Genomic DNA, 13,064 nt, shown 5'->3' with positions numbered 1-13,064 from the left:
GCCTCCGCCTCCTCGGGCGTCACGCCAGACTCGGCGGTGCCCTCAGGCAACCCTCCGGGCTCGACCGGGTCCACCGGCTCAGCCGGCGGAGCCACCGGCCCACGCCCCAGCGCACGCCGACGCCCGGACGGGCCGCCGGGGGGTGGTGGGGAGGCGTTCGAGGTCATGGCCCCCGCAGGCTACCGCTAGCGCCCGCGCAGCCGTCGTACGAGGATGCTGGCGTCCCCGCGGGTCTCCAGGTCGGCGAGGACCACGGCGACCGCCTCGCGGACGATACGGCCGCGGTCGACGGCCAGGCCGTGTTCGCCGCGGAGCACGAGACGGGCGTGCTCCAGGTCCATGAGCTCCTCGGCCGACACGTACACCGTGATCTTCTCGTCGTGCCGCTCACGGCCGCTGGGACGGCGTGCGGCGGCACGCCCGCGCTTGCGCGGTGCCGCCGCGGCGGCACCGGCCGCACCCGCGGCAGAACCTTCCTGCGCCGCCTGCCTGCGGGCGGAGCCGGAGCGGCTGCGGGACTCCCCGGCCTCGGCCGAGTCCGCGTCCGCGGCGACATGCTCCGCGCCTTCGCCGTCGCCACCCTGCGCGGGCACCGACTGCGGCACGTCCTCCGCGGCCGTGGCCGCAGCGGCCACCGCGTCGCCCTCCCCCGCCGGAGCGGGCACCCGGGCGTCGCCGTTGGCCTGCCGCCTGGGCTGGGACGACTGAAGCGCCATCCCCCCTGTCGTACGGAAGAGTTCGTCGGCCCCCGGCAGACTCACTCGGCGTGACACCGGGCGAGCACCTCCCTGGCGAGCTGGCGGTAGGCGGCGGCACCGACGGAGTTGGAGGCGTACGTGGTGATCGGCTCACCGGCGACCGTGGTCTCCGGGAAGCGGACCGTGCGCCCGATGACCGTGTGGTAGACGTGATCGTCGAAGGCCTCGACGACACGCGCGAGCACCTCACGGCTGTGCACCGTGCGCGAGTCGTACATCGTGGCGAGGATCCCGTCGAGCTCCAGGTCGGGGTTGAGCCGCTCCTGGACCTTCTCGATGGTCTCCGTCAGCAGGGCCACACCACGGAGGGCGAAGAACTCGCACTCCAGCGGCACGATCACCTTGTGCGCGGCCGTCAGGGCGTTCACCGTGAGCAGGCCGAGCGAGGGCTGGCAGTCGATGACGATGAAGTCGTAGTCGTCCAGCAGCGGCTTCAGCGCGCGCTGCAGGGTCGACTCGCGGGCGACCTCGGAGACGAGCTGGACCTCGGCCGCCGACAGGTCGATGTTGCTGGGCAGCAGGTCCATGTTGGGGACCGCCGTCTTCAGCAGCACCTCGTCGGCCGCCATCCCCCGCTCCATGAGCAGGTTGTAGACGGTGAGGTCGAGTTCCATCGGGTTGACGCCGAGTCCGACCGACAGCGCGCCCTGCGGGTCGAAGTCCACGAGCAGGACCCGGCGTCCGTACTCCGCGAGCGCGGCACCCAGGTTGATGGTCGACGTCGTCTTGCCGACGCCGCCCTTCTGGTTGCACATCGCGATGATCTTCGCGGGTCCGTGGTCGGTCAGCGGGCCCGGGATCGGGAAGTACGGCAGCGGGCGCCCGGTCGGGCCGATGCGCTCCCGGCGCTGTCTGGCCGCGTCGGGCGCGAGAGTGGCCGCGTACTCGGGGTCGGGCTCGTACTCCGCGTCGGGGTCGTAGAAGTGCCCCTCGGGCAGTTCGTCGTAGTCGGCGAAGTGGTTGTGGGGCGCGCCACTTCCGTCGCCGGCCATGGCGTTCACGTGATGGCCATCCATCTTCTGGTGTGCAGTGTGAGTCGCCTGCTGACTCTGGTGGGCTGCGAAGGTGCGCACAGCGACGGAGCCGACAGCAGCGAACCCCGCGGGACCCTGGCCCCGTGCAGGCATTCCTGGTTGACCACCCCCGGGAGTAAATGTCGACTCATTCACAAGTCGTCTTACCTCCTTGGTGACCAGGAAACTTCTAGACAGGTCAGCGTGGCACCATGCCGACGGTTGGCGACTCTATGGCGTGTCGGGCGTCCGCAGCAACACAATCCGCCGGACCCGGCCCGATGTGTCGGCAATGAAACATCCCGCTGTCAAGGGCGTACGGCCGTCGCACGGCAGGTTTCACCGGTGTGCGAATCGGTTGAAGGGTTACGTTCGAGGCGAGTTGCCCGAGAATCGCGAAGTGACCATACACACATCCGGCCGGACCTTGTCGGGCAAGGTCCGGCCGGGTGCGCGGCATTGACGACCTGTGTTGACGTATCGCCTTTGCCTGTTGGTGACTTAGCCGACTTACCGGCCGCCGGGCTCAGCCGAGCAGCGAGGACAGCTCGACGTGCTCCACGTCGTGCGCCTCGGCGACCTCCTTGTAAACGACCTTGCCGTCATGGGTGTTGAGACCCTTGGCCAGCGCCGGGTCGCGGCGCAGCGCGTCCGCCCAGCCGTGGTCGGCGAGCTCCACGATGTAGGGCAGCGTGGCGTTGGTCAGCGCGTAGGTGGAGGTGTTCGGCACGGCGCCGGGCATGTTGGCGACGCAGTAGAAGACCGAGTTGTGGACCTGGAAGGTCGGCTCGGCGTGGGTGGTCGGACGGGAGTCCTCGAAGCAGCCGCCCTGGTCGATCGCGATGTCGACAAGGACACTTCCGGGCTTCATCCGCGAGACCAGCTCGTTGGTGACCAGCTTCGGGGCCTTGGCGCCGGGGACCAGCACCGCGCCGATGACGAGGTCGGCCTCCAGGCAGGCCTTCTCCAGCTCCAGGGCGTTGGAGACGACGGTCTGGATCTTGGTGCCGAAGATCTTGTCCGCCTCGCGGAGCTTGTTGACGTCCTTGTCGAGCAGGGTCACGTGGAAGCCCAGGCCGATGGCGATCTGTGCCGCCTGCCAGCCGGAGACGCCGCCGCCGATGACGACGGCCCGGCCGGCCGGCACGCCGGGGACGCCGCCGGGCAGCACGCCGCGGCCGCCGTTGGCGCGCATCAGGTGGTAGGCGCCGACCTGCGGGGCCAGCCGGCCGGCGACCTCGGACATCGGGGCGAGCAGCGGCAGCGCGCGGCCGGGCAGCTCGACCGTCTCATACGCGATCGCCGTGGTGCCGGACTCCAGCAGGGCGTCCGTGCACTCCTTGGAGGCGGCCAGGTGCAGGTAGGTGAAGAGCGTCTGGTCCTTGCGGAGGCGGTGGTACTCCTCGGCGATGGGCTCCTTGACCTTCAGCAGCAGGTCGGCGGCGGCCCACACCTCGTCGGCGGTCTCCAGGATCTGCGCACCGGCGGCCACGTACTCCTCGTCCACGATCGAGGAGCCGACACCGGCGCCGCGCTCGATGACGACCTGGTGGCCATGACGCACCAGCTCGTGCACGCCGGCGGGGGTGATGGCCACCCGGAACTCGTTGTTCTTGACCTCGCGGGGGATGCCGACCTTCACGTCGATCACGGTCCTTGACTCAGAGGGTATGGGCGTATTACTAGACATACCCGGGCACGCACGGGCACACCGGGAGAGACCGCAGGAGAACGTGCGGCATGGCCAGTCTAATGAAGGTGTTCCCGCTGTCTAGCCTTTCATTGCATCAATCTTCAGCGGATGTGCCACGGATTTCGCAGGTGTCAGGCTCCGGTTTCCGATGTGAGTCGCCGTCGGAGGCCCCCACGGGCTCCTCCTGGTCCTCCTCGTACTCGCCGAGGATCCGCTCGGCGGCCCCGCGGTGCAGCTGGGCCGACGCGGGGTCGCCGAGGTGCTCGAGGGTGTCGGCGACCCGCAGATGCAGCGCGGCCTGCAACCGCGTGTCCTCGGCCCGCCGCGCCCATTCCACGGCCTCCCGGCAGGTGCGCAGCGACTCCTCGGGCCGGCCCGCGTACTCCTGGACCCGCGCCAACTCGCTCAGCGCCCGGGCCTGGGCGGCCACGTCACCGTTCTTGCGGTGCCCCGCGATCGCCGCGCGCCAGTTCCGCACGGCCTCGCCGTAGCGGCCCGCGAAGGTGTGGGCGGCGGCGATCCGCCCGTACAGCCGGGCGGCCTCGGCGCGCTCGTCCCGGGCGAGCCGCTCGACCAGGGCCCGGCCGAACCAGTCGGCGGCCCGGTCGAAGTCGCCGAGCTCCAGATGCGCACCGCCTACGGATTCCATCGCGCGGCCGGTCGCATACGGATCGTTCACCTCACGTCCGGCGTCCAGCGCGGCCCGGTACCGGGCCAGGGCGTCGGCCGTGCGGCCGGTCCGGGCGTCGAGGTCGCCGATGTTGAGCAGGGCGGCGGCCCGCTCACGGGGCAGGTTCCGGCGCTCGGCCACGTCGAGGACCAGGCTGTGGATGTCGTAGAGGTCGGGCGCCGCCGCCTGGGTGCCGACATGCGCCACCATGGCCCGTACCAGCTGGGACATCAGCCGCCGGGCCAGGGTGTCCAGCTGCCCGTCGGCGACCGCGAGCCGGGCCGAGGCCAGCAGGGCGGGCCGGGTCACGCTCAGCCACTCGGCGGCCGCCCGGGGCGTGGGGAAGCGCAGGGCACGCGGCAGGTCGAGGAGCTTCTGGCGCGCCTGGGGGCTGTCGGTCTCAGTGATCGCCCGGCACGCCTGGAGCAGCCGCACCGTCCGCTCCAGCATGCGGGCGCGGGCCAGCTGGAGCTCGGCCGGGCGCTCGTGGTGCTCGGCGAGGACGCGGAGCCGGTCGTGCAGACAGCCCGGCACCTGGTACTGCGGCAGCGGCGAGTCCACCGCGTGCAGGAAGCCGAGGGCGACGAAGCCGTCGAGGGTGGTGCGGGCGCTGTCCACCGAGCAGCCGACGAGCGCGGAGGCGGTCTGCGGGTCGACCAGTCCGGCCGGGGCGAGGGCGAGCAGGCGCAGCATCCGGGCGGCTGTGGCGGGCAGGGCCGCGTAGGCGAGGCGGAAGACCCGGCTCAGCGCGGTCCCCTCGCCGTCTTCGGCGCGCAGCTGCTTGGCGAGGTCGGAGACGGCCGCCTTGGGACGGGCGGCGAGCCAGCCGCCCGCCAGCATCAGCGCGGCCGGCTGCCCCTGGCACTCCTCGGCGAGGCCCTCGGCGGCCCGGGGGTCGACGGTGATGCGGACTGAGCCGGTGTGCCGGGACAGCAGCTCCACCCCGGACTTGGCGTCCAGGCCGCCCAGGGTGCACGGGCGGACGTCCGAGATGCCGGTCAGCGGACCCTCTGAGACCGCGACGACCAGGCAGTCCGGGGTGTCGGGCAGCAGGGCGTCGACCTGCTCGGCGTCGGCCGCGTCGTCCAGCAGGAGCAGGGCCCGGCGGTCGGCCAGGGCGGTGCGCAGGGCGTCGGTGAGGTCGTCATCGCAGGCGCCTGCCGGGGCCTGCCGGTCCAGGGCGGCGAGCAGCTCCCGGGCGGTGTGCCCGACCGGCACGGGCGTGCCGTCGGGGTCACTCAGGCGGGCGCGCAGTACCCCGCCGGGGTAACGGTCCGCGACCTGCCGGACGAGTTCCCCGGCGAGTGCGGTGCGCCCCGAGCCGGGCCGGCCGGCGATGAGCAGCACACGCGCGCGTGGGGGCTTGCGGCCGGCGAGGGTGTCCAGGCCGGCGCGCTCGATGTCGGCGCGCAGTTCCTTCAACTCCCGTGTGCGGCCCAGGAATCGGCTCTCCCCGGAAGCGTGTCCGGTCAGCCGCACGTCGCCTGTCTCCACGACCTGATCCGTCACGGGCCACACTCCCGTCCCACCACACGCACAAGCCCGCCGGGACTCCGGTCCGGGCGTGAACAGAGCCTAGTTCACGCTCTGCAACGCCCCGGGCGGAGCACGACGGGCACGGCGGGCACATCCCCCGATCGGATCAGCCGATCTTCACACCACACTGGGCATGGGGCGGGATGCGGGGTGCTGGGCGGGATCCGGACACCTTCACGCCTCGAACGGACGCGCCGGCCACGGCGCCTGGGCCGGGCGCAGGGCGTCCAGACCGTCGCCGGCGCGTGCAGCGACCAGGGAGAGGACGCCCACGACGAGGCAGTTGTTGTGCAGTTCCCCGGCCAGCACGCCCCGGACGAGGTCCTCGACCGGTACCCGGTCGAGCTCCATGTCGGCCTCTTCCTCCTCCACCGCGAAGCGCTCGCCCTCGGCCTCGGACAGACCACGGGCGAGGAAGATCCGTACCGCTTCGTCGCAGCCGCCGGGGGTGGTGTAGACGTCGGTCAGCACCCGCCAGTCCTCGGCCTTGACGTGCGCCTCCTCGTACAGCTCGCGCTGGGCGGCGTGCAGCGGGTTCTCGCCGGGGACGTCGAGCAGACCGGCCGGGATCTCCCACAGCTTGTGGCGCACGGGGTGGCGGTACTGGCGCAGGACCAGGACGCGGTCGGCCTCGTCGAGGGCGAGGACGGCCACCGAGCCCGGGTGGACCTGGTAGTCGCGGCCGACCACGGTGCCGTCGGGCATGACCACGTCGTCGGTGCGGACGGAGGTCTTGTTGCCCACGAAGGGGGTGTCCGTCGCCCGGATCTCCCACTCCTCCGGGGTGTCCTTGATCGTCATGCCTGTCCTCCCACGTGCCCGGCGCGACTGCGCGTGCCGGGCCCGACGTGCCGAAAAGAAACCGGGGTGCACACCCTTTGAAGGGATGCACCCCGGCCACCGTACAACTGGTGTGTTACTTCGAAGTCTTCCGCTCGACCGCGGCCTTGACGAGCCCGGCGAACAGCGGGTGCGGGCGGGTCGGCCGCGAGCGCAGTTCCGGGTGCGCCTGGGTGGCGACCAGGTACGGGTGGACGTCGCGCGGGTACTCGACGTACTCGACGAGCTTGCCGTCCGGCGAGGTGCCGGAGAACAGGATGCCCGCCCTCTTCTCCAGCTCCGCGCGGTAGGCGTTGTTCACCTCGTAGCGGTGCCGGTGGCGCTCCTCGACGTACTCCTTGCCGTCGTACACCTCGCGCACGATCGAGCCCTCGGCCAGCTTCGCCGGGTACATGCCGAGCCGCATGGTGCCGCCCATGTCGCCCTCACCGGCGACGATGTCGAGCTGCTCGGCCATCGTGGAGATGACCGGGTGGGCGGTGGCCGGGTCGAACTCGGTGGAGTTGGCGTCGCCGATGTCGGCCAGGTTCCGCGCGGCCTCGATCACGATGCACTGCAGGCCCAGGCAGAGGCCGAGCAGCGGGATCTTGTTCTCGCGGGCGTACTTGATCGCGCCGACCTTGCCGAGCACGCCGCGGTCGCCGAACCCGCCGGGGATGCAGATGCCGTCGACGTCGCCGAGCTGCGCCGCGGCGCCCGCCGGGGTCTTGCAGTCGTCGGAGGTGACCCACTTGATCTTGACCCGGGCCCGGTTGGCGAAGCCGCCGGCGCGCAGCGCCTCGGTGACCGACAGGTAGGCGTCGGGCAGGTCGATGTACTTGCCGACCAGCGCGAGGGTGATCTCGTGGTCGGGGTTGTGGACGCGGTCGAGCAGGTCGTCCCAGGTCGTCCAGTCGACGTCCCGGAACGGCAGGTCCAGCTTGCGGACCACGTAGGCGTCCAGGCCCTCGCCGTGCACGGTCTTCGGGATGTCGTAGATCGAGCGGGCGTCGGGGCAGGCGACGACGGCGGCCTCGTCGACGTCGCACATCAGCGAGATCTTCCGCTTGATCGCGGTGGGGACCTCGCGGTCGCAGCGCAGCACGATCGCGTCCGGCTGGATACCGATGTTGCGCAGAGCCGCAACCGAGTGCTGGGTGGGCTTCGTCTTCAGCTCACCCGAGGGGCCGATGTACGGCAGGAGCGAGATATGAACGACGAAGACGTTGTCACGGCCGACCTCGTGACGGACCTGGCGGACGGTCTCCAGGAACGGCAGCGACTCGATGTCGCCGACCGTGCCGCCGACCTCCGTGATCACGACGTCGACCTCGTCCGTCGCCATGCGGCGGATGCGGTGCTTGATCTCGTTCGTGATGTGCGGGATGACCTGCACGGTGTCGCCCAGGTACTCGCCGCGGCGCTCCTTGGCGATCACGGTGGAGTACACCTGGCCGGTGGTGACGTTCGCGGAACCGTCCAGGTCACGGTCGAGGAAGCGCTCGTAGTGGCCGATGTCCAGGTCGGTCTCGGCGCCGTCGTTGGTGACGAACACCTCACCGTGCTGGAAGGGGTTCATCGTGCCCGGGTCCACGTTGAGGTACGGGTCGAGCTTCTGCATCACGACGCGCAGACCGCGGGCCTTGAGCAGCATGCCGAGGCTGGAGGCCGTCAGGCCCTTGCCGAGCGAGGAGGCGACACCCCCGGTGACGAAGATGTGCTTGGTCGTCGAGTTACGAAAAGCGGCGGGCGGCATGGCCAAGACGGGGCTCCCGTGGTCGCGGTCTGGGGGTGCGGTACGGCTGCCTGCCGGAGGTTTCCGGGGGGTCGCCGTCGCTGCGGTTCGGGGGTTTGCTGCCCACCGGTCCACGGGCTACCAGCGTATCAGCGCCGCGGGAGGATGGCTTCCGGCCACGCTCCGCGCACGCACCGACACTCAGACGGCCACCCTCACCGGTCTCTCACCCGTTGCTCACTCCTTCGGCGTACTCGCCTTGCCGAGACGGGCACCCGGAACATCGGCGTGCGTCGTATCCTGCTCGGACACTCGCTGCCGAGCCCGCCGGCCCAACGGCACCACCCCCCGCCCGTAAGCACCGGAACAACGTGAGCTCGTCAGTTCGTTGAGCAACAATTGGCGCTTTGCATCACGGCTGAGTGACCTGTTTTGCTTCATCGCTCAACGACGCATTGCAAGACTTGCTGAAAATCCCCCTTGACCGCACTAGCGACAGCCCCCTTGCGGGGTGACGTGGCCGTTCGACTGGAGTTGCACGTGGCCGGGCGCATCGAAGACTACGCACTCATCGGAGACATGCAGACCGCTGCCCTGGTCTGCCGGGACGGCACGGTGGACTGGCTGTGCCTGCCCCGCTTCGACTCGCACGCCATCTTCGCCGGCCTGCTGGGCAACGAGGAGCACGGCTTCTGGCGGCTCGGGCCCGCGTACGCCTCCGACCAGCAGCCGCCCACCGCGGCCCGGCGCAGCTACCGCGGTGACTCGCTGATCCTGGAGTCCGAGTGGGACACCCAGCGGGGCACGGTCCGGGTGACGGATTTCATGCCGCCGCGTGACGGCGCCCCGCAGCTGATCCGGATCGTGGAGGGCGTCTCGGGCCGCGTGCCGATGCGCTCGGCGCTGCGGATGCGGTTCTCCTACGGGCGGGTGGTGCCGTGGGTGCACAAGCACGACGGGCGCACGGTGGCCGTGGCGGGCCCCGACTCCGTGTGGTTCGACACATCCGCGGAGACGTACGGGAAGTCCCTGACGACGTACGCGGACTTCACGGTCGCGCCGGGTGACCGGATCGCGTTCACGATCTCCTGGCAGCCCTCGCACAAGGAGCCGCCGCCGCTGCCCGAGCCGGAGCAGTCGCTGGAGGCGACGGAGGACTTCTGGCGCGAGTGGGTCGACCACTGCACGTACCACGGCCCCTACCGGGAGGCCGTGGTCCGCTCGCTGATCACGCTGAAGGCCCTGACGTACGCCCCGACCGGCGGCATCGTCGCCGCGCCGACCACCTCCCTGCCGGAGGACATCGGCGGCGTCCGCAACTGGGACTACCGCTACACGTGGCTGCGCGACGCGGCGATCACGCTGTCCTCGCTGCTGCGCACCGGCTACCGCGAGGAGGCCCGCGCCTGGCGCGAGTGGCTGCTGCGGGCCGTGGCGGGCGACCCGGAGAACCTCCAGATCATGTATGGCATCGCCGGCGAGCGCGAGCTCGGCGAGGCGGAGCTGGACTGGCTGCCGGGCTTCGAGAACTCCACGCCGGTCCGGGTCGGCAACGGCGCCGCGCACCAGCTCCAGCTGGACGTCTACGGCGAGGTCACCGAGGCCCTGCACCTGGCCCACATGACGGGCCTCGCCCGCAACGACTACGCCTCGCTCCTCCAGCTGAAGCTGATCCGCTACCTGGAGGACCACTGGCAGGAGCCGGACGAGGGCATCTGGGAGGTGCGCGGCCCGCGCCGGCACTTCGTGCACTCCAAGGTGATGGCCTGGGTCGCCGTCGACCGCACGATCAAGCTGATCGAGTCCGGGGACGCGGACGGCCCGCTGGAGCGGTGGAAGGAACTGCGCGACGACATCCACCGCGACGTGTGCGAGAAGGGCTACGACAAGGAACGCAACACCTTCACGCAGTCCTACGGCTCGAAGGAGCTGGACGCGTCGCTGCTGCTGATCCCGCAGATGGGCTTCCTGCCGCCGGACGACAAGCGCGTCATCGGCACCATCGAGGCGATCCAGCGGGAGCTGTCCACGCCGGACGGCTTCATCCTGCGCTACCCGACGCAGGGCGACAACGAGGGCGTCGACGGCCTGCCGGGCGACGAGGGCGCGTTCCTCGCCTGCTCGTTCTGGATGGCCGACGACCTGGCGATGATCGGCCGCGTGGACGAGGCCCGCAAGCTGTTCGAGAAGCTGCTGTCGCTGCGCAACGACCTCGGCCTGCTGGCGGAGGAGTGGGACCCGCGCCTCCAGCGCCAGGTGGGCAACTTCCCGCAGGCGTTCAGCCACGTGCCGCTGATCGACACGGCACTGCGTCTGACGGCCTCTGGCGCCTACGGCGGCTGAGGGGCCCGACCGGCCGTGGCCCCCTAGTCTGGAAACGGACGATTGCCCCTTTTTCGGAAGGGGGCGGCCATGGCTTCCCTCTCGAAGGCGGGCGCGGCCCTCACCGCGCTGCGCGAGGATCTGACCGGCGACGTGTTCGCCCCGGAGGACCCGGGCTACGACGAGGCGCGGGCCGTCTTCAACGCCATGATCGACCGGCGGCCCGCCGTGCTCGCGCAGTGCGCCGACGAGGACGACGTCGTGCGGGCCGTGCGGTTCGCCAGGGGGCTGGATCTGCCGGTCGCGGTCCGGGGCGGCGGCCACAGCGTGGCGGGCATGGCCGTGGGCGAGGGCGGCGTGGTGGTCGATCTGCGCCGGATGCACGACGTGACCGTGGATCCGGCGTCGCAGGCGGTCCGGGTCGCCGGCGGGGCCACGATGAGCCACCTGGACCGGGCCACCGAGCCGTACGCACTGGCGACGACCGGCGGCCGTGCCTCCACCACGGGCGTCGGCGGTTTCGTGCTGGGCGGCGGCACCGGCTGGCTCGACCGCTGGTGCGGCCTCGCCGTCGACAACCTGCTCGGTGTCGAACTCGTCACCGCCGACGGCACCCGGATCCACGCCAGTGCCGACGAGAACCCGGACCTGTTCTGGGCGCTGCACGGCGGCGGCGGGAACTTCGGCGTCGCCACGGCGCTGACGCTGCGGCTGCACGAACTGCCCGAGTTCTCCATCGCGCTGGTGCTGTTCCTGCCGGAACACGGCCCGGACGTGGTGCGCACCTACCGCGAGGTGATCACGCACGGGCCCGACGAGGCGGGCGGCGGCGTTCTCTACTTCACCGGCCCGCCGGAGGATTTCGTACCCGGGCACCTCGTGGGCAGGCTCGTGTGCGGCGTGCTGCTGACGTACGCCGGCGGTGAGGACGACATGCGCAAGGTCGCCCAGCCCCTGCTGGCCCTGCCGCACGAGGCCGAGATCGTCGGCGCGATGCCGTACGCCGACGTCCAGTGCATGATCGACGATCCGCCGGGGATGCGGAACTACTGGTCGGCGGAGTACCTGACGGGCGCGCCCGACGACTTCGTGGACGTCTTCTGCGCCCGGGCGGAGTCCATGCCGGTGCCGACCGGCACCCAGCACGTGCTGTTCCCGCAGGGCGGGGCGATCGCCGACGGCCCGGGCGAGTATCCGGTGCCCTACCGGGACGCGCCCTGGGCGGTGCATCCCTTCGGCATCTGGGAGGACCCGGCGGACGACGAGCGGTGCGTGCGGTGGGTGCGGGACGTGCGCGCCGACGTGCGGCCGTGGAGCACCGGCGCCGTCTACCTGAACTTCATCGGCGACGAGGGCACCGACCGGGTGGTGGCGGGACTGGGCACCGAGAACACCCGGCGGCTGGCGGAACTGAAGCGGCGTTACGACCCGGACAACGTGTTCCGCTTCAACCACAACATCACGCCGGCCTGAGGGCCGTGAGCGTCCGCTCCCCCGCCGGGTCGCCCGCCGTGGCCGGGACCAGGGCGATCTCGTCGAGGCCGGCCTCGGCGTAGGCGTCGATGCGGGCGCGGACGGTGCCGGCGTCGCCGACGAGCGCGACCGTGTCCGCGGCCTCGGGCGGCAGGGCCCGCAGCAGAGTGTCGCGGTCGGCTCCCTTGGCGGCCAGTTCGACGACCTCGGCGAACCCCGCCTCGACGAACATGTCGCTGTAGCCCGGCACGGTGAGATAGCCGACGACGCTGCGCAGGACCTGGGTGAGCGTCTCGGGCCGGGGGTCCACGGCGGCGGGCAGCCAGGCGACCAGCCGGGGCGGCGTGCGCCCTGCCCGCTCGGCGGCGGCGAGCATCCGGGCCCGCAGCATGCGGACCTGCTCGGGGGAGACGATGTCGAGCAGCATCCGGTCGGCGTGCTCGACCGCCGCGGCGACCGCGCGTTCACCGAACGCCGCGACGGTGAGCATGCCTCCGGGCGGCGGCAGACGGCGCGGGAAGCCGCTGCCGGGCACGATCGGCTCGCCCGGCCGGCTCTCCATCAGCGCGCGCACGGCCGCCGCCGACTCCGCCAGCGCGGCGGCGGGCCGGGTCCGCGGCCGGCCGTGCACGCCCTCGACGACCCGCTTGCTGGAGGTGCCCAGGGCCACGCCGACGGGCCGGCCGGTGACGGCCGCGGTGGACGCGGCGCCCCGCACGATGGTGAGCGGGTCCCGTACCGACACCGGCACGGGACCGGCCGTCAGGGTCGCCTGTCCGGTGGCCGCGCCGATCGCCGTCGCCAGGACGAACGAGTCCCACGTCGGTCCCTCGCCCGCCCACACCTCCCGGTACCCGAGCCGGTCGGCGAGCACCGCCACCCGCAACGGCTCCTCGACCGGACTGTCGTCCTCCCGCCCCACCGCCACCACGCTGATGTCCATGACCGCGCCCGTACCCGGTCGATCACCCCGTAATCCGGAGAGATCCGCCGCGGGCTCCTGGAGGTGATCGTCCCGGTGCCCCGCCGGAGATGTCCCTCAGGC

Annotated in this window: 9 protein-coding genes; 2 read left to right on the top strand and 7 right to left on the bottom strand. The window is 71.6% G+C overall.

What is annotated here, in order from left to right; genetic code table 11:
- Nucleotides 1-185 precede the first annotated feature (185 nt).
- From ACH4G3_RS32090 to ACH4G3_RS32065, 6 genes are all read right to left on the bottom strand, one after another.
- The gene (locus ACH4G3_RS32090; RefSeq protein WP_397627799.1) at nt 186-773 is read right to left on the bottom strand and encodes a hypothetical protein; all 588 of its coding nucleotides are present in this window, start codon (nt 771-773) and stop codon (nt 186-188) included.
- Complete coding sequence (locus tag ACH4G3_RS32085) at nt 758-1,885, bottom strand: ParA family protein (protein ID WP_082319718.1); 1,128 nt, start codon at nt 1,883-1,885, stop codon at nt 758-760. Before ACH4G3_RS32085 ends, ACH4G3_RS32090 begins: the two co-directional genes overlap by 16 nt.
- Nucleotides 1,886-2,297: 412 nt before the next feature.
- A complete protein-coding gene (ald, locus tag ACH4G3_RS32080; protein WP_020269708.1) occupies nt 2,298-3,422 on the bottom strand; it encodes an alanine dehydrogenase in 1,125 nt (374 codons plus the stop codon).
- 136 nt (nt 3,423-3,558) lie between these two features.
- The gene (locus ACH4G3_RS32075; RefSeq protein ID WP_397627798.1) at nt 3,559-5,643 is read right to left on the bottom strand and encodes a tetratricopeptide repeat protein; all 2,085 of its coding nucleotides are present in this window, start codon (nt 5,641-5,643) and stop codon (nt 3,559-3,561) included.
- A gap of 201 nt (nt 5,644-5,844) precedes the next feature.
- Nucleotides 5,845-6,471, bottom strand: coding sequence for an NUDIX domain-containing protein (locus tag ACH4G3_RS32070; RefSeq protein WP_020275045.1), 627 nt, complete (start codon nt 6,469-6,471; stop codon nt 5,845-5,847).
- A gap of 115 nt (nt 6,472-6,586) precedes the next feature.
- Nucleotides 6,587-8,245, bottom strand: a complete 1,659-nt coding sequence (locus ACH4G3_RS32065; RefSeq protein ID WP_397628120.1) for a CTP synthase — start codon at nt 8,243-8,245, stop codon at nt 6,587-6,589.
- A 519-nt stretch (nt 8,246-8,764) separates the two neighbouring features.
- On the opposite strand from ACH4G3_RS32065, the gene ACH4G3_RS32060 reads away from it, so the two are divergent.
- Nucleotides 8,765-10,567, top strand: a complete 1,803-nt coding sequence (locus ACH4G3_RS32060) for a glycoside hydrolase family 15 protein (RefSeq protein ID WP_397627797.1) — start codon at nt 8,765-8,767, stop codon at nt 10,565-10,567.
- Nucleotides 10,568-10,636: 69 nt separating this feature from the next.
- Entirely contained in the window at nt 10,637-12,019 is a 1,383-nt protein-coding gene (locus tag ACH4G3_RS32055; RefSeq protein WP_397627796.1) for an FAD-binding oxidoreductase, read from the top strand.
- On the opposite strand, the gene ACH4G3_RS32050 is transcribed toward ACH4G3_RS32055, so the two are convergent.
- A complete protein-coding gene (locus ACH4G3_RS32050) occupies nt 12,006-12,962 on the bottom strand; it encodes an LLM class F420-dependent oxidoreductase (protein WP_397627795.1) in 957 nt (318 codons plus the stop codon). The two genes, ACH4G3_RS32055 and ACH4G3_RS32050, sit on opposite strands and share 14 nt — an antisense overlap.
- Nucleotides 12,963-13,064 lie beyond the last annotated feature (102 nt).

The sequence above is a fragment of the Streptomyces afghaniensis genome (assembly GCF_044327915.1).
Classification (GTDB): domain Bacteria; phylum Actinomycetota; class Actinomycetes; order Streptomycetales; family Streptomycetaceae; genus Streptomyces; species Streptomyces afghaniensis.
This window is presented reverse-complemented; position numbering and strand designations above follow the sequence as displayed.

Bases quoted from the DNA above. Each gene is read 5' to 3' on its own strand.
- ACH4G3_RS32085 (WP_082319718.1), bottom strand. From the start codon at position 1,885: ATGCCTGCACGGGGCCAGGGTCCCGCGGGGTTCGCTGCTGTCGGCTCC.
- ACH4G3_RS32070 (WP_020275045.1), bottom strand. From the start codon at position 6,471: ATGACGATCAAGGACACCCCGGAGGAGTGGGAGATCCGGGCGACGGAC.
- ACH4G3_RS32065 (WP_397628120.1), bottom strand. From the start codon at position 8,245: ATGCCGCCCGCCGCTTTTCGTAACTCGACGACCAAGCACATCTTCGTC.
- ACH4G3_RS32055 (WP_397627796.1), top strand. From the start codon at position 10,637: ATGGCTTCCCTCTCGAAGGCGGGCGCGGCCCTCACCGCGCTGCGCGAG.
- ACH4G3_RS32050 (WP_397627795.1), bottom strand. From the start codon at position 12,962: ATGGACATCAGCGTGGTGGCGGTGGGGCGGGAGGACGACAGTCCGGTC.